The sequence below is a fragment of the Streptomyces lincolnensis genome (assembly GCF_001685355.1).
GTDB lineage: Bacteria > Actinomycetota > Actinomycetes > Streptomycetales > Streptomycetaceae > Streptomyces > Streptomyces lincolnensis.
In genome coordinates this window covers 8,797,469-8,818,905 of record NZ_CP016438.1, presented here as the reverse complement: position 1 = coordinate 8,818,905, position 21,437 = coordinate 8,797,469, and the positions used below count along the sequence as shown (strand labels likewise).

Here is a 21,437-nt window from a genome sequence, read left to right as displayed (position 1 = left end):
CCGCTACCACTTGCCCGGCACGTAGTCCTTGAGGAAGACCCCGTACACGTCCTCGCCCTCCTCACCGCGTACGACCGGGTCGTAGACGCGGGCCGCGCCGTCGACGAGGTCGAGGGGGGCGTGGAAGCCCTCCTCGGCCAGGCGCAGCTTGTCGTAGTGCGGACGCTCGTCCGTGATCCAGCCGGTGTCGACGGAGGTCATGAGGATGCCGTCGGACTGGAACATCTCCTGGGCGCTGGTGCGGGTGACCATGTTCATGGCGGCCTTGGCGGCGTTGGTGTTGGGGTGGCCCGCGCCCTTGTAGCCGCGGCCGAAGACGCCTTCCATGGCGGAGACGTTGACGACGTAGGCGCGTCCGCTCGGCGCCTTCCTGGCGGCGTCGGCCATGGCCGGGCGGAGCTTGCTGATGAGGATGAACGGCGCGGTGTAGTTGCACAGCTGGGTTTCGAGGAGCTCCACCGGGGAGATCTGCTCGATGGTCTGCACCCAGGTGTTGGTGTCGACGACGTCGGGGACGAGCCCGCCCGCGTCGATGGCGGTGCCGTCGAGGTGCCGCTCCACGCTGGCGTTGCCCGCGACCAGGGCGAGGTCGGCGACCTGCTGGGCGTCGAGGCCGCTGATCCCGGCGGGCAGCGCGGCCAGGCCGTCGACCGCGCCGGAGTTGAAGGCGCCGATGACGTGGTGGGCGGGCAGCTCCCCGGCGGGCAGCGGCGCGCTCTCGCCGTCGACCAGGGCGGCGTAGGCGGAGGGCAGCCGGCGCACGGTCTGGGTCGCGTTGTTGACGAGGATGTCGAGGGGACCGGCCTCGGCGACCTGGTCGGCGAGGGCGACGGCCTGCGCCGGGTCGCGCAGGTCGATGCCGACGACCTCCAGGCGGTGCATCCAGTCCCCGGAGTCGTCCATGGCCTTGAAGCGGCGGATGGCGTCCTTGGGGAAGCGCGTGGTGATCGTGGTGTGCGCGCCGTCGCGCAGCAGCCGGAGCGCGATGTACATGCCGATCTTGGCGCGGCCGCCGGTGAGCAGGGCGCGCTTGCCGGTGAGGTCGGCGCGGGCGTCGCGCCTGGCGCGGTTCAGACGGGCGCAGTCGGGACAGAGCTGGTGGTAGAAGTAGTCGACCTCGACGTACCGGGCCTTGCAGGTGTAGCAGGAGCGCGGCCGCTGGAGGATCCCGGCGAGGCGGCCCTCCTCGGTGACCGACGACGGCAGGATGCCCTCGGTCTCGTCGTCGATGCGCTGGGCGGAGCCGGTCGCCGTGGCCTCCGTGACCGCCTTGTCGTGGGCGGTCTTGGCGGCCCGGCGCTCCTGGCGGCGGCGCTGCTTGACCGTGCGGTAGACGCCCGCGGTGGCCCGGCGCACGGCGATCGCGTCCGGGTGGTCGACCTCCAGCTTGTCGAGCTCCTCCAGTACGCCGAGGCAGACCGCGAGCCGCTCCGGGTCGATGCCGGGCCCGTACACGACCTCGTCCATGGCCGCCGAGCCGTCCTCTGTCACCGTCATCGCGCTGCCGTTTCCCTGATCACCCGAGCGGCGCTCCGACCGCGCCCGCTTTCGAACGGGGAATTCTACGGAGCGCCGGGCCGGTCCTCCAAAACCCGTGACCGTCAAGGCTCACAGGCGGTGATCAGCGTCTCCACCTCCTCGGACAGCGCCTGGGCGAACCGGTCCAGGTCCGGTACGGCCTCGGCGTCGGCCACCAGGCCGTAGTGGACCTGTCCGCGGTAGGTCGAGATGGCGACGGCGAGGGACTGGCCGCGGGCCAGCGGGGCGTAGGGGTAGATCTCGGTGACCGGGTTGCCGCCGAGCTTCAGGCCGAGGCTCGGCAGGGGCACGCTGGTGACCAGGATGTCGAACCAGAGGCGGGCGGCCTGGCCGACCAGCGGGCCGCCGAGCCGGTGGCCGAGGGCGGGGACGTGGTCGGCGAGCAGGGCGACGGCACCGGCGCCCCGGCCCGGTCCCGCGTCCTTGTTTCGGTTCATGGCGGTGCGGACGGCGGCGAGGCGGCCGAGCGGGTCCGGATCGGCGACCGGGAGCCGCATCAGATAGCCGGAGAGCCGGTTGCCCTGCGGGTGGGCGGTGCGCGGGCGGCGCTTGGAGACGGGGATCAGGGCGCGGGGCGCGACGCCGTCGCTGCCGTCGCCGCGCTCGTCGAGCCAGCGGCGCAGGGCGCCCGCGACGACCGCGATCAGTACGTCGTTGACGGTGCCGCCGACGGCCTTGCGGACGCGGTGCACGTCGTCGAGGTCGAGGGCGACTCCGGCGGTGCGGCGGGTGCCGGTGGACTCGGCCGTCAGGGCGGCCGAGGAGCGGACGTCCAGGGTGGAGCGGGCGACGGAGGCGCCGATGTCCAGGGCCCGTCCGACGTCGGAGAGAGCACCGCGGACGAGTCCCGGCAGCCGGCGCACGTCCGGCAGGAGACCGCGGGGCGGTTCGGCGGGCCGGGGCCGGGGCGCGGGCAGGTCCATGGGGTCCAGGACGGCGGCGGCGAGGGTCAGCGCGCGCAGGCCGTCGGCCAGGGCGTGGTGGAACTTGAACAGCACGGCGAAGGAGACGCCGTCCTCCCCCGGCAGCACGTGAACCTCCCAGGGCGGCCGTGCGCGGTCCAGGGGCCGCTGCATGAGGCGGCCGGCCTCGGTCTGGAAGTCCGCGGTCGGGGCGTGCAGGGTGACGTGGTCGAGGGGGTCGAAGTCGGGGACGGGCTCGCGGGCGGCTCCCCCGAAGGCGGTCGGGTGGCCGAGCGGCCACACGTCCCGGATGCGCATCCGCAGTCCGGGGACCGCGGCGGCGCGGGCGGCGAGCAGATCGGCCGCGTGGGCGCCGGCGGTGGGCGAGCGGGCCTCGAAAACACCGAGCGCTCCCAGGTGCATCGGGTGCTCGGCGGATTCCATGTTCCAGAACGCCAGGTCGAGTGGTGCGAGCAGGTCGGACGTCAATGGCTTGCCTCGCGTCGACGACGGGTGGGCAAGCAGTCAATCGTCCGGAGGCGATTACGGTCAAGTACGATCAAGCTACGCACAGTTAACAGCAGATTAAGTCCCGCCCCTCTGGGAGGGGCGGGACTCATGGGGCGTCAGAGGTCACATCAGCGCAGGTCCGCCGGGCATCCCGACGGTGCGGCGCGCGACGCGTCCCGGATCAGCGCCTCGTGCGCGGCCCTCACCCGGCCCACGTCCGGCTTGAGGATCTTCCGGTCGTAGGTGAGCAGTCCGTTGAGCTCGCCCTCCACGTCCGCGATCTGTGTGTAGACGGCACCGTTGCTGCCCCGGCAGACCAGGGTGCGCACCTCGTCGAGCTTGGCCAGGTAGTCGTCGGTGTAGGTCGCCGGGTCGACGTCGACGTAGGACTGCTGCACCGACCAGGCGTGGCCGGGCACGGCGAGGCCCAGGCCGCCGTACTCGCCGCTGACCAGGGCGCGTCTGCCGTCCGGGCGGGGCGGCAGGGCGGGGCTGGGGTAGCCGTGCTCGTCCATGAGGTCGCCGGTACCTCCGTCGGCGCCCAGGTTGAGGCCCGACTGGTTGTTGACCAGGCGGGTGGGGTCCCAGGCCTTGGCCTGCTCGGCGACCCGTCCCACGTCGTACTGGCCCCAGCCCTCGTTGAAGGTCACCCACATGACGACGGACGGGCTGCTGATGTGCTCGTCGATCATCTCCTTCATCTCGCGCTCGTACTCGGCGCGCGCCCCGGCGTTCGGGTTCACCCCCGCGGTCATCGAGGGCATGTCCTGCCACACCAGCAGGCCCAGCCGGTCGGCCCAGTAGAACCAGCGGTCGGGTTCGACCTTGATGTGCTTGCGCACCGAGTTGAAGCCCAGCCGCTTGTGCACCTTCAGGTCGTAGGCGAGGGCCTCGTCGGTCGGCGCGGTGTGCAGGCCGTCGGGCCAGAAGCCCTGGTCGAGCGTGGCCATCATGAAGACCGGCTCGCCGTTGAGGACCGTGCGCGGAACGCCGTTCACCTGCTCGACCGCGATGGACCGCATGCCGAAGTAGCTGCCGACGCGGTCGGCGCCGACGCTCACCTTCAGGCCGTAGAGGAAGGGGTCGTCGGGCGACCACAGGTGCGGGTCGTCGATGGTCAGGGTGAGCGGCTCTCCGGTGCGGCCGCGCGCCGTGGCCACCGGGCGCTTCCCGTCGTACGCCGTCGCCGTGATCGGTACGCCGTCACGGACTCCCCCGGCCTCCACGGTCAGCCGATCGCGGGTGAGGTCCGGGACGAGTTTCAGCGAGTCGATGTGGTCGCGGGCCACCGGTTCCATCCACACCGTCTGCCAGATGCCGGAGGAGGGCGTGTACCAGATGCCGCTCGGGTCCAGGCGCTGCTTGCCGAGGGGCGGGTTCTCGCCGTTCGCCGCGTCGGTCGGGTCGTAGACGCCGACGATCAGTTCCTGGGTGCGGCCGGGCTTGAGGGCGTCCGTGATGTCGGCACTGAACTTGTCGTAGCCGCCCTGGTGTTCGGTGACCTTGGTGCCGTTGACGTAGACCTCGGTCCGCCAGTCGACCGCGCCGAAGTTCAGCCGCAGTCGCTGTCCGGAGCCGATGCGCCAGTCGGCCGGGACCGTGAAGGTGCGCCGGTACCACATCCGGCCCTCGTGCCGTTCGACACCCGAGAGCTGGGACTCCACGGGGTACGGGACGAGGATGCGCTCGGGCAGGGTCCGGCCGACGGGCGGCCGCTCGCCCGCCTCGGCCGCGGCGAACTGCCAGCGGCCGTTGAGGCTGCGCCAGTCGGTGCGGGTCAACTGCGGGCGCGGATACTCCGGATGGGCGTTGTCCGGGCCCACCTCGTCGGCCCACGGTGTGCGCAGCTGGTACGTCGAGCGGTTGGGGCCGCTGCTCCAGAACGCCCCGACGGCGTCACCGTCTACGCCCGTCAGCCCGCCGGCGCCGTCGTAGCGGAGATCGGCCGCGCCCCGAGCGGTGCCGGTCTTGTTGCCCACGACGGGTTCGCCCAGGGTGACGAGGAGGGACCGGGGGTCGGCGGGGTCCTGCCCGACGCCGGTCAGGGGCCACTTGGCGCCGCCGATCACCGCTTCGAGGTGGCCGGTCAGGCCGGCCGGGGGTGCCGCGAGGGGCTGGGCGAAGTCGAGCCTGACCGTACGGCCGGTGCCGAGGACGGTGGTGGCGATCGGTCCGTCGTAGGCGTAGCCGTCGGGAAGCCGGAACGCCGACTGCGGGACGGCTTCCTTGGCGCCGCCCGGCGGGGTCCAGCGCAGGTGGAGGTTGGAGCCGCCGTAGTGCTCGAAGTACTCGACCTTGATGTCGTAGGCGGTGCCCGCGGTCAGCTCGACCGGTGCCGCCGTCTGTTCGCGGTCCCAGTCGTCCACCCAGTGGTCGATGAGGAGCTGTCCGCCGATCCACAGGCGGAAGCCGTTGTCACCGATGACCGAGAAGGTGTGGGGGCCGGTCCGCTCCGGCACGATCCGGCCGGTCCAGCGGACGCTGACGTCGTCCGCGCGTCCGGTCGCGGCGGCGAGCCGGGGCTCCAGGGTGTCGAAGTCGAGGGTCGGGTCGAAGGTGGTGGCCTTCAGCTCATGGAAGTCGAAGGCGCCGGGTGCGGACTGGGTGTAGTACTCGCCCTTGAGGCCGCGGGCCTCGACGGGGTCGTCGGCCAGGGCGGGTGCGGGTGCCGCGGTGAGGCCGGTGAGACCCACCAGCGCGGCGAACAGTAAGGCCAGTCGGCCTCTGAGACGTCTGGTGCGCACGGAAACCTCCATAACAACGTTGTCATGGACACGAAGTGGTATGCCACCACGGATTCCGTCACGCGTCCAGGGGCCCGGAGGCCCCTGGTACAGACCAGGCTGATTACGTCACCAACTGCCCCTTCCCCAGCGCGATCACCCCGCCCTTGGAGACCGTGTACAGCTCGGCGTCCCGTTCCGGGTTGACGCCGATCGTTGCGCCCGGGGGCACCTCGACGTTCTTGTCCAGGACGGCGCCGCGCACCACCGCGCCGCGGCCTATCTTGACGTTGTCGTGCAGGACCGAGCCCTGGACCACGGCTCCCGGGTCGACCACGACGCCGGGCGACAGCACGGACCGGGTGACCTGGCCCCGGATGAGGCAGCCCGCGCTGATGATGGACTCGCTGGCGATGCCGCCGGCGTTGAAGCGGGCCGGGGAGAGCTGGCCGGAGTGGGTGTAGACGGGCCACTGCCGGTTGTAGAGGTTGAAGGCGGGCCTCTCGGCGATCAGGTCCATGTGGGCGTCGTAGTAGGCGTCCATCGTTCCCACGTCCCGCCAGTAGCCGCGGTCGCGGCTGGTCTCACCGGGGACGTGGTTGGCGCTGAAGTCGTACAGCTGGGCCTCGCCCCGGTCGGTGAGCTGCGGGAGGATCGAACCGCCCATGTCGTGCACGGAGTTCTGGTCCTCGGAGTCCCGCTGGAGCGCCTCGATCAGGGCCTTGGTGGTGAAGATGTAGTTGCCCATCGACGCGAACACGCACTCCGGGTCGTCCGCCAGGCCCGGCGGATCGGCCGGCTTCTCCAGAAAGCCCTCCACCGTCAGGCCGTCCGAGCCCGGGGTGATCACGCCGAAGGACGGGGACTCGGCGCGCGGCACGCGGATGCCGGCCACCGTGACACCCGCGCCGGACTCGATGTGCTGGGCGAGCATCTGCCGCGGGTCCATGCGGTACACGTGGTCCGCTCCGAACACCGCGACGTACTCGGGGCGTTCGTCGTAGATCAGGTTCAGGGACTGGAGGATCGCGTCCGCGCTGCCCAGGTACCAGCGCGGGCCGAGGCGCTGCTGGGCCGGGACCGGCGTGACGTAGTTGCCGAGCAGGCTCGACATGCGCCAGGTGGTGGTGATGTGCCGGTCCAGCGAGTGCGACTTGTACTGCGTGAGCACGCAGATGCGCAGGATGTCGCCGTTGACGAGATTGGAGAGGACGAAGTCGACCAGGCGATACGTTCCTCCGAAGGTGACCGCCGGTTTGGCGCGGTCGGTGGTCAAGGGCATCAGGCGTTTGCCTTCTCCGCCCGCGAGTACGATTCCGAGCACCGAAGGACCACCACGACGCATGGCCGCTCCCCTCACCCTGGTTGACCCATGCCTGCCCTTGTGCGGGACGCCCTACGCCTGTTTGACGATCTCCTCGTAGAGCCGCACCGTGCGCCGGGCGACGGCGTCCCAGCCGAACTCGCCCACCGCTCGTTCCCTTCCCGCCTCGCCCATCCGCCGTGCCGTACCCGGATCGCCGATCACCGAATCCAGGGCCCGCGCGAGGCCCGTCTCGAAGTCGTCGTCCACCGGGACGAGTACCCCGGTCCTGCCGTCGTCCACGACCTCGGGGATACCGCCGACCCGGGAGGCCACGACGGGGGTTCCGCAGGCCATCGCCTCCAGGTTGACGATGCCGAGCGGCTCGTACACCGAGGGACAGACGAAGACCGTGGCATGGGTGAGGAGTTGGATCACCTCGGGGCGCGGCAGCATCTGCGGGATCCAGTGCACGTCCTCGCGGACCCGGCTGAGCTCCTGGAAGAGCTCGCGGAACTCCTGGTCGATCTCGGGGGTGTCGGGGGCGCCCGCGCACAGCACGACCTGTGCCGCCGGGTCGATGTCCCGCACCGCGCGCAGCAGATGGGGCACGCCCTTCTGGCGGGTGATACGGCCGACGAACAGCACGATCGGCCGGTCGCGGTCGAGACCGATCCGGTCCAGCACGTCGGTGCCGTGGTCGGGCCGGTACAGGGCGGTGTCGATGCCGTTGTGCACGATGTGGACCTTGGCCGGATCCAGCGCCGGGTAGCAGCCGAGGATGTCCTCGCGCATGGCCCCGGAGACGGCGATCACGGCGTCGGCGCTCTCGATCGCGGTGCGCTCGGCCCAGCTCGACAGGGCGTAGCCGCCGCCGAGTTGCTCGGCCTTCCAGGGGCGCAGGGGCTCCAGCGAGTGCGCGGTCATCACATGCGGAATGCCGTACAGGAGCTTGCCCAGGTGGCCGGCGAGGTTGGCGTACCAGGTGTGGGAGTGCACCAGTTCGCGGCCTTCGAGGCCGGCGGCCATGGCGAGGTCCACGGAGAAGGTGCGCAGCGCGTCGTTGGCGGTGTCCAGCGCGGACCAGGGCCGGTGGCGGATCACGCCGGCCGCCTTCTCCGCCAGGGAGACCTCCCCCCAGCAGTGCACGTCGAGATCGACGAGGGACCTCAACTCCCGGGCGAGGAACTCGACATGGACACCCGCGCCGCCGTACACGTCCGGCGGGTACTCCCGGGTCAACAGGCCCACTCGCACCCGGAACCCCCTGTTCTCAGCAGCTGTTCGGCCTTCATGGTCACCCAGATGCGGCGCGCGGGGAAGACCGCGGGGGTCGTGTGAAGCAACAGTCGCCACAGACGCCCCCGCCGGGCAGGCGGTAGTAGAGGCAGCAGCTGCGACGCCGGAAGGCGGTTCCGGTGAGGGTGCCGGTGCCGGCCAGGAGGGGGTGGGCCAGGAGGTCCGCGGTGAGGGCGAGGGCGCGGGCGGCGACCTCCTCCCGGCCGTGTCCGTGCGCCCATCCGGCCAGCTGACGGGCGGCGCCGGCGAGCGCGGAGGCCGCGTTTCCCCACAGCAGCCCCGGGGCGACGCGGTGGCGGGTGTGCAGGGCTCGCGCGAGGGGTTCGAGGTGGGCGTGCAGGACGAGGTCCGCGAGGGTCGCGGAGTCCGCGGGCAGCGGTCGTACGGCGGGCAGCCACAGATCGTCGGGCGCGCTGCCGTCCGGGTCCCAGTGCAGCAGCCCGGGATCCAGGTCGGGCACCCGGCCGTACAGGGCGGCGCAGCCGAGCGTCACCGACCACAGCCGGGCCGCCAGGCCCTGCTGGGCGATCGAGGCCGCGATGCGCTCCTCGGGGGCGCGCAGGGCGGCCGCGACCTTGCGGACGCGAAAAGTCAGGGCATTTCCGCCTTCACCCGATACCCCGTCCTCGTACGCCCGCGCGAGGGTCGTCAGGGGCGGTCTCGGGGTTCCGGTCGTACGTAGGACGAAGAAGCCACCGAGGGGCCACAGGGCTGCGAGCTGGGGGTCGAGGTCCACGAAGAGCAGTAGTACCAAGGAAAAGGAGGTGCGCCCCCAAGGGGTGTCACCCATCCTGGGGAGGACACGGGGCCCGTCGTACTCCATCGGCAGTAGGACTCATTGCCTGCTCAGGTACGACGACGGGAAGGAATTTTCCGGGCATCGTGTTGGCTATGGAAGCCGACCGTTCGTCGCGATGGGGTCACCGCCCCCGCCTCACGCAGAGGAGCAGCTCATGAGTGCCCTCGCGTTGTCCGTGCTGCTGTCGCTGGTCTCCGCGGTCGCCTACGCGGCCGGGGCCATCGTGCAGGAGCAGGTCGCGGTGTCCGACCCCGACGAACAGTACGCGCCGCTGCGCCGGCCGGCCTGGTGGGCCGCCGTCGCGCTGAACGGCCTGGGCGGACTGCTGCACGTGGTGGCACTCGCCTACGGCCCGCTGAGCCTGGTGCAGCCGCTGGGCGCCCTGACGATCGTGTTCGCGCTGCCGATGGCGGCCGTGTTCGTGGGCCGCAGGGCCGGAGCGACCGCCTGGCGGGGCGCGATCATGGCGACGGTGGGTCTGGCCGGTCTGCTCTCCCTGGTCGGTGCCTCCGACGCGCAGTCGCTGGACACCGCCCAGCGGATCCTGGTGGCCGTGGTCACCGCGGGCGCCGTGATCACGCTGATGATCGCGGGCCGGGCCGCGCACCGGCACCCGGCGGTGCGCAGCATCCTGCTCGCGACGGCCTCCGGCATAGCGTTCGGCATGTCCTCGGTGTTCACGAAGACGGTCGCCGTCGACTGGACGGGCGGGGTCACCGCGGGCGACATCCCGTCCCTGGCGGTGATCGGCGTCCTGGCCACGGCGGGCATGCTGCTGTCCCAGGCCGCCTACCGCGGCGCGGGCCTGGCGGCCCCGCTGGCGACCCTCACGGTCGTGAACCCGGTGGTCGCGGCCGCGGTCGGCATCACGATGTTCGGCGAAACCTTCCGCTACGGCACCACGGGCACCGCGCTGGCGCTCGCCTGTGGCGTGGTCGCTGCGGGTGGCCTGATCCTTCTGACGACTGAGCGGATCTCGCGCACCCACGCCGAGGCCGAGACGGTCCCGGCGCAGGCCGAGCCGGTCTCCGCCGAGCACCTGGCCGAGGAGCTCCTCGCGCGGCTGCCCGAGCAGCAGACGGCGGCGCTGCGGGCGAGCGTGATCATCCCCTCGCCGGCTCCCGACCCGGTGCTGGTGCTCTCGTCGGGACCCGACTCCGTCCTCGTGCCCTCGCCGGCACCCGACACGGCGCTCGTGCCCGTACCGGCGAGCGCCCCGGAGGGGGTGGTCATCCCGGCTCCGGCCGCGGACAACGCCCCCGAGGACCGGGAGCCGTCGACGCCCGACGACTCCCTGCACCTCTACGGCCCGTTCTACGGCGGCCCGTACATCCCTGCGCCGGTCATCGACCGGCACCGGACCCGCGTCAAATCCTGACCCCGCCGGCCCGCAGATAGGCCAGCGGGTCGACATCCGAACCGAAGCCGGGCCCCGTCCGCACCTCGAAGTGCAGATGCGGGCCCGTGCTGTTGCCCGTGGACCCCGAGCGGCCTATGCGCTGGCCGCCGCCCACGGTCTGCCCGCTCTTCACGGAGATCGCCGACAGATGGGCGTACTGGGTGTAGCGGCCGTCGCTGTGCCGGATCACCACCTGGTAGCCGAAGGAGCCGCCCCATCCGGCGGTGACGACCTTGCCCGACCCGACGGCCTTCACGGACGTCCCGGTGGGCACCGCGAAGTCGACACCGGTGTGGTAGCCCTTCGACCAGGAGGAGCCGGTCTTGCGGTACTGCGTCCCCGGGGAGGCGTTCACCGGAGCGACCATGGAGTCGCTCTTCGTCGCCTTCTCCTCGGTGGCCCGGGTGTTCTGGGTGTCCTGGGTGTTCGAGGGTGCCTTGTCCGTCGTGGACCGGGTGCTGGTGGAGGCCGTGGAGGCCGGTGAGGAGCCGCCGCCCTGACCGCCGACCTTCAGCCGCTGTCCGGGCAGGATCAGGTCGGGGTCCGTGCCGATGGTCTTCCGGTTGCTCTCGTAGAGCCCGCGCCAGCCGCCCCGGACCCGCTGGGCGTCGGCGATGGCGGAAAGCGAGTCGCCGCGGACCACCGTGTACATCTCGGCGGTCCCGGCCCGGGACTGGGGCGTGGTCTGCGGCTGCACGTCCGGGGTGGCGGACTTCTTGGGGGTGACGCCGGTGCCGGGCGTCGCGCCGGTACCACCGCCACCACCGTTGGCTCCGGTGCCTCCGGGGTCGATGTCCGGGGTCTTTCCGTCGCGGGTCAGCCCGGCGCGTTGCGAGCACACCGGCCAGGCGTTGGGGCCCTGCCCGTCCAGCACCTTCTCCGCGACCGCGATCTGCTGGTCCTTGGTGGCCAGATCGGCCCGGGGCGCGTAGCGCGTGCCGCCGTACGCCTCCCAGGTGGACTGGGTGAACTGGAGCCCGCCGTAGTAGCCGTTGCCGGTGTTGATGTTCCAGTCGTTGGTCGACTCGCACGCGGCGACCTTGTTCCAGGTCTCCACGTCCGCGGCCTCGGCGGTACCGGCGCCGATGAACGGGATCGCCATACCGGCGCCGCCCGCCGTGACGGTCAGTGAGGCCCGGTTGATCCTGTTCGGCTGATACCGGCGGTGCCGGCCGCGTACGGGCATGAAGTCCCCCTCGACATGCGTCAGGAGGGGCAAAAGTAAGCGCTGCGAACAGGCCACCACAAGGCGGCAATCGGCCGCACTCCCGCCGGGCGACCGGGAATCAACTCCGGTTGTGCGAACGCTGAGGCAGGTGGGGCTCTCCGTGCGTATCTGCCTGCGGAACGGCCGTACACCCCCAAAGGTGCGGTCGGCGAACCGGCACGTCAGGATGGTCACAGGGGCAATACTGGCGAGCACGAACGGCACCACCGACAACCGGATCCCCCCGGATCCTTGAGGAGCCACACCGTATGAGCACTTCAGCCCAGATCGGCGTCACGGGACTCGCGGTCATGGGCCGCAATCTCGCCCGCAACTTCGCCCGCAACGGCTATACGGTCGCGTTGCACAACCGGACGGCGTCACGGACGCACTCCCTGGTGGAGGAGTTCGGGAGCGAGGGGACCTTCATCGCGGCCGAGACCGCCAAGGACTTCGTCGCGGCGCTGGAGCGGCCCCGCCGGCTGGTCGTCATGGTGAAGGCCGGTGAGCCGACCGACGCGGTGATCGAGGAGTTCGCCCCACTCCTGGAGCCCGGCGACATGATCATCGACGGCGGCAACGCCCACTTCGCGGACACCCGTCGCCGTGAGCGCGAACTGCGCGAAAAGGGCATCCACTTCGTCGGTATGGGCGTCTCCGGCGGCGAGGAGGGCGCGCTGAACGGGCCGAGCATCATGCCCGGTGGCCCCAAGGAGTCCTACGACTCGCTCGGCCCGATGCTGGAGAAGATCTCCGCGAAGGCGGCGGACGGGGCGCCCTGTGTGACCCACGTCGGTCCTGACGGTGCCGGGCATTTCGTGAAGATGGTGCACAACGGCATCGAGTACGCCGACATGCAGTTGATCGGCGAGGCGTACCAACTGCTGCGTGATGTCGCCGGGTACGAGCCCGCGCAGATCGCGGAGATCTTCCGCACCTGGAACACCGGCCGGCTGGACTCGTACCTGATCGAGATCACGGCAGACGTGCTGTCGCACGTGGACGCGGCGACCGGGAAGCCCTTCGTGGACGTGGTCGTGGACCAGGCGGAGCAGAAGGGCACGGGGCGGTGGACCGTGCAGATCGCCCTGGACCTCGGGGTCCCGGTGTCCGGCATCGCCGAGGCCGTCTTCGCCCGCTCGCTCTCCGGGCACGCGGAGCTGCGCGAGGCCTCCCGCGAGCTCGCCGGGCCCAAGGCGACCGCGCTGAGCGAGGCCGAGGCGGGTGCCTTCGCCGACCGGGTGGAGCAGGCGCTGTACGCCTCGAAGATCGTGTCGTACACCCAGGGCTTCCACGAGATCGCGGCGGCGCGCGAGGAGTACGACTGGGACATCGACCTCGGTGCCGTCTCCTCGATCTGGCGGGGCGGCTGCATCATCCGCGCGGCCTTCCTCGACCGCATCCGCGCCGCGTACGACACCCGCGCGGACCTGCCGAGCCTGCTCTCCGACAACACCTTCGCCCAGGAGATCGCCGACGCCCAGGACGACTGGCGCGAGGTGATCATCGCGGCGACCCGACAGGGCGTGCCGGTGCCCGGCTTCTCCGCGGCGCTCGCCTACTACGACGCGTTGCGCGCGGAGCGGTTGCCCGCGGCGCTGACGCAGGGACAGCGGGACTTCTTCGGGGCGCACACGTATCGGCGGACCGACCGCGAGGGCTCGTTCCACACGCTGTGGGGCGGGGACCGGTCCGAGGTTTCCGGCTGACGGCCCGTTCACGGTTGATATCCTCGCGCTTCACCCCGGCCCCGCCGCCGGGGTGAAGCGCGAGGGGGCCAGGGGAAGTTGCCGGGGGGAACGATGAGACCGCGTCTGGTCTTCGTGCACGGGGTGGGCGGGCCGCGTGACACCGATGCCGAGAAGGCGCAGTGGCTGCGCGCCCTGGCCGACGGTGCGCGGAACGCCGGTCACTCGCGGCGGGCGGCCGAGCTGCTCGACGGGTCCGTGGACGTACGGTTCGCCTACTACGGCGACCTGTTCGCCGCCAACGCGTCGGAAGACGCCGACGTCGCGGAGCTGCTCCTCGACGCCGTCGACGAACGTCTCGCGGACCCACGGGACGACCGCGAGGAACAGGTGCTGCGCCGGGCCCGCGCGCAGATCGCCCCGGAGGGGCAGCAGCAGGGTGCCGGCAACGTGCTGCGGCAGGTGATCGTCGGCGCGAACACGCTCGTGGCGCTGCGCGGGCTGCGCACGCTGGGCGGCTGGGCGAGCGGCCGGGTGATGGTGCGTCACCTCGGGCAGGTCACCGACTACCTCCGGCGCGGACACGTCGACGACGCCGGGCTGAGCATCGACCGCCGGATCCGGGACCGGGTCACCGCACAGCTCGACCCCGCCGGTCCCACTGTCGTCGTGGCGCATTCCCTGGGCAGCGTGGTGGCGTTCGAGACCCTGCACGAGCATGCCGGTCCGGTGCCACTGCTGGTCACGGTGGGCTCGCCCATCGGGATGCGGGCGGTGGTCCGGGCCCGGATGCGTCCGCGGCCGCTCCAGGTCCCCGCCGGGGTCGGCCGCTGGCTCACCTTCTGGGACCGCGACGACTTCATCGTCGGCCGGCCCGAACTGGAACGGTGCATCGCGGCGAACGCCGCCGCGGTGGCCCCGGTGAGCAGGCGGGTGGACTCCGACGGCGCCTGGGTGCACCCCGCCGCCACGTATCTGGCCCAGCCGGGCGTGGCCGGGCCGATCGTCGAGGCGCTCGAAGCCGTCACGGTCGTATGACGCCGTCGTCCACACCCCGCCATCTGCTGGTGATCGCACCGCAGTGCCAGGACCTCGGCCCGCTCGACGGTCTGGAGGACGTGGCGGACTCCCTCCATGCCGCCCTGCTGGAGCGCTGGGTGGGCGACTGCGAGGAGCCCCCGCCCGGGATCTGCTCTCTGCTGTCCGGCCCGGACGTCATGCAGACCCAGGTGGAGAAGGCGGTCCGGGACGCGGCGGAGCGCGCGGGCGAGGCCGGAGCCGTCCTGGTCCTCGCCTTCCTCGGCCACGGCACCACGCTCGGCGACGTGCCCCGGCTGTCCTTCATGGCGAGCGACTCCCGGCAGGACACCCCGACCACGGTCGTCAACCTGGGCGACCTCCTCACCCAGGCCCTGGACACCCCGGGAGTGGAGGGCGTGGTCGCGGTGGTCGACGTCTGCCGGGCGGGCGGTGCCACCCCGGATCTCGCCCAGCACGACGCCGGTGTCCGTCAGGGCATGACCCGGCTGTCGCTCCTGATGTCCGTCGGGGTCACCGAGGACGCCCACGGACTGGCCTTCTCCCGCGGGCTCGTCCGGGTCCTGCGCGAAGGAGTGCCCGGCGCGGGCGAGTTCCTCTCGGCCGACGTCGTGTGTGTCGCCGTCAACGCGGCGGTCCACACGGCCGCCCGCTTCGTGGTCGCGGACGGCGCGCCGGTCGGCCCCCGCCCCTGGCTGGCGCGCAACACCCGCCACCGGACGGGCGGCGGATCGCTCCTGGGGCCGCTCGGTGAGGAAGAACTGCGATGGGCCCTGGAACCGCTCGGCGAGACGGCCCCGCCGGGCCCCTGGGTCACCGTCGCGGACCTGGAACGGATACGGCAGACCCTGCGCGGCCCGGCCGCACACCCCCACGCTCTCGCGTACGCGACGCGGGTGCTCGACCGGCTGTCGGACACCGTGCGGACCACCGACCTGCTCCGCACCTGGCCCGGCGCTCCCCTGACCTCGGACCGTCTCAGAGGCGCCTTCCGGGCTGCCGCGGGCCGTGCCGCCCCTCGGACCAGCGGCGGCGAACTGCTGCGTGACTGCGTGGAGTTCCTCCGGCTGCGTGCTCCCCGGACGGGCACCGGCTCCATGGCGCCGCTGGCCGCGTTCGTCGCCGCGCTCGCCACCGAGGACGGTCTCGACTGCACGACACCCCGGCTGTCGGGCTGGGCCACGGCGCTCGACGCCGGTGTGGAGCTCAACGACGCGTTCGCCGCACAGGCCCTGCGCAACGCCGAGGGCCGGCTGCGCCTGGTGATCAGCCTGCACGCCGCCGTCGCCGACGACTGGCCGGAGACCCTCCAGGTCTGGCTGCTCGACCGCGACACGTCCCTGGCGCGTGAGGAGTTCGACTGCTCCCCCACGCAGTCCGGCGTCGAGGAACGCTTCGCGGACGTCCTGCGGTGGGCCACCCGTCAGGCGCGGTGCGCCGGTGCGCAGCTCAAGCGCGTGGACATCGCCGCACCGGCACCGTTGTTGGCCCGCTGGCGTCCCGAGGAGACCCGGCTCGGCACCCGCCTGGGAGTGCGGTACGACATCGTCCTGCGGTGGAGCGAGCGGCTGTACCCGCAGGCCCATCTCGGGTGGATCAACGACCTCGCCCGGGAACGGCTGGCCGCGATGAAGTCGGACGCCGGCGCGCCGCTGGACTGGCTCGACGAGGAGGAGACCGGCCGCGCGGAGGAGCTGACCGCGAAGCTGGAGGACGGCTGGTACGAACGCGCCCTGGCACTGAGCCACCGCCCGGACCGGCTGGAGGAGGTCCTGGAGCCGCTGCTCGCCTTCGCGCCGATCGTGCTGTGGCCGCACGCGCCCGGCAGTCTCCCGCCGGCCTCGCGCGCCGGTGTGGAACGCCACTGGGACCGGCTGCCGGGCGAGTTCAGCGCCGCCTACCGCACCGCGTGGCGGCACGGCGCGGAGCGGGACGGGGCAGCGGACGGCCACTGCGATCTCGCACTGCTGCGGTCGGTGTGGCTCGACGAGGAATGGCTGGACTTCTGCGACTGGTTCGACAACGACTTGGCCGATGGAGAGAGCACGGTATGACCTGGACCCCCTTTTACGTCGGCGACGGCAAGCCCCGGGACGTGGACCTCGGTGACCCGCCGCCCTGGCGCAGCTTTCCCCGTCGGCCCCGGCACGAGCGGTTCCAGCCGCCGCCCGGCCTGGTCGAAGCGGTCAACGCCGCACTCGCCCTGCGCCGGCCGCTGCTCCTGACGGGCGCTCCGGGGTCGGGCAAGTCGACGGTGATCGAGCAGGTGGCGGCCGAGCTGAAACTCGGTGAGCCGCTGCGCTGGCACATCACCTCCCGCAGCACGCTGCTGGACTCCCTGTACCGCTACGACGCGCTGGGCCGGATCCACGCGCAGCGGCTGGCGGGCACGGCCGGCGCCGACGACATCGGGCCCTTCCTCCGGCTGGGGCCGCTGGGCACGGCGCTGCTGCCGACGCCGCATCCGCGTGCCCTGCTGATCGACGAGATCGACAAGAGCGACCTCGACCTGCCCAGCGACCTCCTCGACGTGCTGGAGCGCGGCGAGTTCGAGATCCCGGAGCTGGCCCGCCACCAGGAGGACGTCGTGGAGGTCCGGGAATGGGGCGGCGACGACCGGCACGCCATCGTCAAGGGCCGGGTCCAGTGCGACAACTTCCCGTTCATCGTGCTGACGAGCAACGGCGAACGCGACTTCCCGGCCGCCTTCCTGCGTCGCTGTATCCGCTTCACCATGCCGGCACCGACGACCGAGTCCCTGCGCCGGGTGGTGGCCGCCCACCTGGAGGTCACGGAGGAGCACTCCGCTCCTGTGGACGCGCTCGTCGCCGAATTCGTCGAGCGGCTCCGGGCGGGCGAGAGCCTCGCCGTCGACCAGCTGCTGAACGCCGTCCACGTACTGACCGGCGCGCACGCCCCCGAAGAGGCCACCGCGCAGGACGTCAGGGAACTCATCCTGCGTGAGCTCTCCCGTGCCTGAGGAGCGGCCGCTCCCGGCACTGGGCGAGGCCGTCTCGATGCTCCGCGCGGTGGCCCCGCACCTGGACGCGACGGCCCTCGCCGAAGCCCTCTGGCTGGCTTCGAGAGCGGCCCCCGCGCCGGCCGAAGCGTCCGAGCCCGATGCCACCCCGCCCGCTCCCCCGGCACCCGCCGGAACAGCTGACCCTCGTACCGACCCCGACCCGCGCACGGCGCGACCGCCGACGCCCTCGGGGCAGGCCGAGGGCGGGCCCGCCCGTACGCTCCACGAACGGCTCCCCGGCTCCGGCACGCGGGTCACCGGCCATGCGGTGGCTCTCCCGCGCGCGTCGGCGCTGCCGCACACCCTGGAACTGACAAGGGCGTTGCGTCCCTGGAAGCGGTCCTGGCGGACCGGCCGGGACCAGGCCCTCGACGTGTCCGCGACCGTCGACGCCTATGCCCGCAGCGGCGAGCTCATCCCGGTCTTCGCTCCGGCGCCCGAGCGCTGGTTCGACCTCGTGCTCGTCGTCGACGACTCGCCCTCGATGCAGGTGTGGCGCGAGACCGTCCACGCCTTCACCGGCGTACTCGACCGGCTCGGAGCCTTCCGCACCCTCCAGGTCCGCCACTTCCACCCGGACTCGGGCAACGAACTGACCGACCCGGAGGGCCGGTCGGCGTCGGCCGGTCAGCTCGGGGCGCCCGACGGACGACGTCTGGTGGTCGTCGTCTCGGACTGCGCCGCTCCGGCCTGGCGGGCACCGGAGATCTGGCAGCAGGTGCGCAGTTGGGCGCACGGCACGCCGGTCGCCCTGCTCAACCCGCTGCCGCCCAAGCTGTGGCGCCGCACGGGCCTGGACCTGCCGACCGTACGCGTGACCCAGCAGGTCCCGGGCACCGGCAACGCCGGGCTCGACTTCCGGCCGCCACCCCTGCTGCCCCGGGACTCCTGGCTGCCCGTACCCGTGCTCTCCCTCTCCCCGCACTCCCTCGGCCGCTGGTCCCGGGCCGTGATGCTCGCCGCACCCGACGGCTGCTCCGCGGCGCTGATCCCGGCCGCGGGACGGCCCGAGGTACCCGGCCGTCCCGAGCCGACGGCGCCCAGGCGGGTCGAGGCGGGTACGTCCGAGGCCGGTACGGAACGTTTCCTGCGGACGGCCTCCCCGGCCGCCGCGCGGCTCGCGGTGCTGTGCTCCCCCTTCGACCGGCTGAGCCTGGACATGCTGCATGTGCTGCGCGCGGAGCATGTCGCGGAGGCGACGACCGCCGATGTCGCCGAGGTGGTGAGTTCCGGGGTCTTCACGTTGGAGGCGGAGCCGGGCGGCCAGGTGGTACTGCGGGCGTCACCACAGGTGCGGGCCCGTCTGGAACAGGAGCTGCCCGAGCACGAGGCCCTGCGACTGAGCCGGACGCTGAACCATCACCTCGCGTCGGGCCACGACGGCCTGCGCCGACTGCTGACGGTGGCCGAGGACGCGGACGGCGGGGAAGCGGTCGCTGCGGAGGCGACGCCGTTGGGGGTGGCGCTGTCGCGGACGTTGGAGTTGCTGGGCTTGGTGGTGGAGCGCCCGGTGGCGGGACCCGACGCCCCCGCACCCGTCGTCCTGGACGACCCCACCGGGCATGAACCGTGGCTGCACGAGGACGGCCGCCGGCGGCAGTGGGCGTTCTGGGAGCGGTTTCTCCGACACCTCGCTGTCGGGAACTGGCCACCGGACGCGGTCGATCGCCTCAACTCGGCAACGGACGCCGTGCTGTCGCGTCTTGAGGACCCCCGGCGTCCCGGTCACTGGCAACGCTCCGGCCTGGTCGTCACAGGGGTGGGTACGGGGCGGACCTCCCATGCCGTCGGCCTGGCCGCCAAAGCCGTCGACGCCGGCTATGGGGCGATCGTCGTTCTCACCGGCCCGACCAACGCCGAACGGCGCCAGACGCAGAGCCGGGTGGATGAGTGGCTGTTGAGCAACGGGAGCCCGGTCCGGCCCCTCGACATCCTCTCCCTGACCACGCAGAACGACGAGTTCTCCTCTTTCCGGACTTCGCTTCCCCCTCCGGCGGAGTCTGTCCCGCTCGTGTTCGTGATCAAGAAGAACCGGCGGGTCGTCGACCGTGTACGGGACTGGCTCGCCCGTGTGAGCCCGCCCACCGACCGTCCGCTGCTCGTCATCGATCTGGCGAACACGTCTTCGACCGCCGGAAAGAGCAATCCGTCCGTCACGGCCCGCAGCGTCCTACGGCTGGTGGGCGGCTTCAGGAGGACCGCCTACGTACGGTATGAATCCTTCCTGCCCGCCCTGGACGCCTCCGGTCCACCGGAGCTGTTCCCGGACCACTTCATCTACCACCTGCCGGCACCGTCGGATCACCTCGACCCCCGGCCACCGCTCGGTGCCTCGGTCCGCGAAGTGACCGACCACGAGACGTGGATGCCCGATCGCCATCGCTCCGGCCACGTCCCGCCCGAGGGCCTGCCCGCTTCCCTGCGTGAGGCGATCAACACCTTCGTGCTGGCCTGCGCCGCCCGGCGGGCTCGGGGCAGGGCTCCGGCACCCGACAGCATGCTCGTGTACGTCAGCAACTTCGTCGCTGTCCAGGACCGAGTGCGCCATCAGGTGGCGAAGCACATCCAGGTCCTCGCCGACACTCTGCGGAAGCCGGACAGCACGCCTGCCCTACGGCTGCGGGACCAGCTCGCGTCCCTGTGGTTCGCGGACCCGAGGGCCGCGTCCTGGGACGAGGTGTCCGCGCACATCACGCCTGCCGTGCAAGGGCTCGCGATCGTACGGGTGAGCGACGACCGGCCGGGGGCAGCAGTGAGCCCCGGTGTCGTGGCCATCTGTGGCCCTCGGGTGCCACCGGACTTGAGGAATGGGCTCGCCGTCAGCTACCAGCTGCGCTCATCGAACGACTACGCGATGTTCGTGCACTCGAACCACTGGTCCGACGGCGTCGGTGACGAGGATCGCCGCCTCTACGCGCCGCCCGCCGTCCTCAGTGTCTACGAACACCTCATCACCTTCGCCGACGAGCAGCTCCGGGGCCTCCGGGACATGGCCGGCCTCGGCGTCACTCCGCGGCAGTCCGCTCTGTGGTTGCGTCCGGCGGGGCCGCGCAGAGCCGCTGAGGATTTCTCCGGCACCTCCGTGGAGACCCTGAGCTTCGACCTGTCACCCGCCATGCTGCACCACAACTTCCAAGCCCTGGAGAACTTTGTCCACGTCCTCGACCACCCGGGCTCCGACCCCCTCTCCCACACAGGCCGGAACCTGCTGTGGATGGACGTACCCCCGCAGACGGTTCTTCAGGAGTTCCTCGACGTCTACCGCCCGCACACCCGTCCCGACCGCAAGCAGCTCGACCTGGTGTGCGCGTACGTACGCCGCTGCGTGGCACGCGGGGAGCTGACCCGCTGGGCGGTCCAACTGGTGAGGAAGGCGGGGGCATCCGAGAGCGTCTCGGTGGCCGGTCATTTCGTGGGGCCGGTCGTCCGTCGCGCCGTCGTTCCGGACCGTCCGGGCACCTACACCGTGCGGCGGCTGCTCAGTCCCGTCGATCAGTTCGGGGACCTCGACATGGAGCAGTACGCCGCCGCGCTGGACCTGACCCGCTCCGCGTCCGCTCCCGACCGGAGGCCCACACGGCCCTCGACCCAAGCGATGCGCGCGGTACGGCGCCCGGATCAGCCGTTGCTGACCATCTATCCCGTGGCCCCGCCGGTCGAAGGCGCCGAAGACCCTGTGCCGCCCGTCGTCGGTTTCGTGCTCACCTTCCCCTACACACGCGGCTCGGGTGGGCCCCACCCCGAGGACGACATCACCTGAGCGGCGGCCCCGGCTCGGGATTCGGCACCGGCTCGGGCCCCGGCGGGATCGGGGACGGGTCAGGATCCGGCACCGGGCGCGGGCCGGGAGGCGGGCTCGGCGGGGCGGGCGGTGTCGGTTCCGGGCCCGGAGGCGGCTCCGGTGTCGGGACCGGGGGCGGCTCGGGGTCCGGTCCGGGCGTAGGGCCCGGGTGGACGGGGTCCGGGTACGGGTTGGTCATGGTGTCCTCCAGCCAGTGGTGAACGTCG

General features: G+C 72.0%; 13 protein-coding genes. 6 read left to right on the top strand and 7 right to left on the bottom strand.

The window, feature by feature from the left end:
- Nucleotides 1-3: 3 nt before the first annotated feature.
- From SLINC_RS38875 to SLINC_RS38850, 6 genes are all read right to left on the bottom strand, one after another.
- Nucleotides 4-1,497 (bottom strand): SDR family NAD(P)-dependent oxidoreductase, encoded by a 1,494-nt coding sequence (locus tag SLINC_RS38875; RefSeq protein WP_067443119.1) that lies wholly within the window; start codon nucleotides 1,495-1,497, stop codon nucleotides 4-6.
- A gap of 104 nt (nucleotides 1,498-1,601) precedes the next feature.
- Nucleotides 1,602-2,930 carry a wax ester/triacylglycerol synthase family O-acyltransferase gene (locus SLINC_RS38870; RefSeq protein WP_067443118.1) on the bottom strand — a complete coding sequence of 443 codons (1,329 nt, stop codon included), beginning with the start codon at nucleotides 2,928-2,930 and terminating at the stop codon, nucleotides 1,602-1,604.
- Between the two features lie 149 nt (nucleotides 2,931-3,079).
- Nucleotides 3,080-5,695 carry a glycoside hydrolase family 2 gene (locus tag SLINC_RS38865; RefSeq protein ID WP_067446189.1) on the bottom strand — a complete coding sequence of 872 codons (2,616 nt, stop codon included), beginning with the start codon at nucleotides 5,693-5,695 and terminating at the stop codon, nucleotides 3,080-3,082.
- 103 nt (nucleotides 5,696-5,798) lie between these two features.
- Nucleotides 5,799-7,019, bottom strand: a complete 1,221-nt coding sequence (gene glgC, locus SLINC_RS38860; protein ID WP_067443117.1) for a glucose-1-phosphate adenylyltransferase — start codon at nucleotides 7,017-7,019, stop codon at nucleotides 5,799-5,801.
- Between the two features lie 51 nt (nucleotides 7,020-7,070).
- The gene (gene glgA, locus SLINC_RS38855) at nucleotides 7,071-8,234 is read right to left on the bottom strand and encodes a glycogen synthase (protein WP_067443116.1); all 1,164 of its coding nucleotides are present in this window, start codon (nucleotides 8,232-8,234) and stop codon (nucleotides 7,071-7,073) included.
- A gap of 40 nt (nucleotides 8,235-8,274) precedes the next feature.
- Nucleotides 8,275-9,066: a (2Fe-2S)-binding protein gene (locus tag SLINC_RS38850; protein WP_225988442.1), complete on the bottom strand. Its 792-nt coding sequence runs from the start codon at nucleotides 9,064-9,066 to the stop codon at nucleotides 8,275-8,277.
- Between the two features lie 163 nt (nucleotides 9,067-9,229).
- Between SLINC_RS38850 and SLINC_RS38845 the strand changes: the two genes are divergently transcribed.
- Entirely contained in the window at nucleotides 9,230-10,453 is a 1,224-nt protein-coding gene (locus tag SLINC_RS38845) for a DMT family transporter (protein WP_067443115.1), read from the top strand.
- Here the strand turns inward: SLINC_RS38845 and SLINC_RS38840 are convergent.
- The gene (locus SLINC_RS38840; protein WP_067446184.1) at nucleotides 10,443-11,660 is read right to left on the bottom strand and encodes a transglycosylase family protein; all 1,218 of its coding nucleotides are present in this window, start codon (nucleotides 11,658-11,660) and stop codon (nucleotides 10,443-10,445) included. The two genes, SLINC_RS38845 and SLINC_RS38840, sit on opposite strands and share 11 nt — an antisense overlap.
- Before the next feature lie 290 nt (nucleotides 11,661-11,950).
- Between SLINC_RS38840 and gndA the strand changes: the two genes are divergently transcribed.
- The 5 genes from gndA to SLINC_RS38815 all read left to right on the top strand — a co-directional run bounded on the left by gndA (nucleotide 11,951) and on the right by SLINC_RS38815 (nucleotide 21,189).
- Nucleotides 11,951-13,390, top strand: a complete 1,440-nt coding sequence (gndA, locus tag SLINC_RS38835) for an NADP-dependent phosphogluconate dehydrogenase (RefSeq protein WP_067443114.1) — start codon at nucleotides 11,951-11,953, stop codon at nucleotides 13,388-13,390.
- A gap of 93 nt (nucleotides 13,391-13,483) precedes the next feature.
- On the top strand, nucleotides 13,484-14,407 hold the full coding sequence (locus tag SLINC_RS38830) for a hypothetical protein (protein ID WP_067443113.1): 924 nt from the start codon (nucleotides 13,484-13,486) through the stop codon (nucleotides 14,405-14,407).
- Nucleotides 14,404-16,461 carry a vWA-MoxR associated conflict system protein gene (locus tag SLINC_RS38825; protein WP_067443112.1) on the top strand — a complete coding sequence of 686 codons (2,058 nt, stop codon included), beginning with the start codon at nucleotides 14,404-14,406 and terminating at the stop codon, nucleotides 16,459-16,461. The genes SLINC_RS38830 and SLINC_RS38825 overlap by 4 nt, the downstream gene beginning before the upstream one ends.
- On the top strand, nucleotides 16,458-17,387 hold the full coding sequence (locus SLINC_RS38820) for an AAA family ATPase (RefSeq protein WP_067443111.1): 930 nt from the start codon (nucleotides 16,458-16,460) through the stop codon (nucleotides 17,385-17,387). Before SLINC_RS38825 ends, SLINC_RS38820 begins: the two co-directional genes overlap by 4 nt.
- A complete protein-coding gene (locus SLINC_RS38815) occupies nucleotides 17,368-21,189 on the top strand; it encodes an SAV_2336 N-terminal domain-related protein (protein WP_152039048.1) in 3,822 nt (1,273 codons plus the stop codon). The genes SLINC_RS38820 and SLINC_RS38815 overlap by 20 nt, the downstream gene beginning before the upstream one ends.
- Nucleotides 21,190-21,437 lie beyond the last annotated feature (248 nt).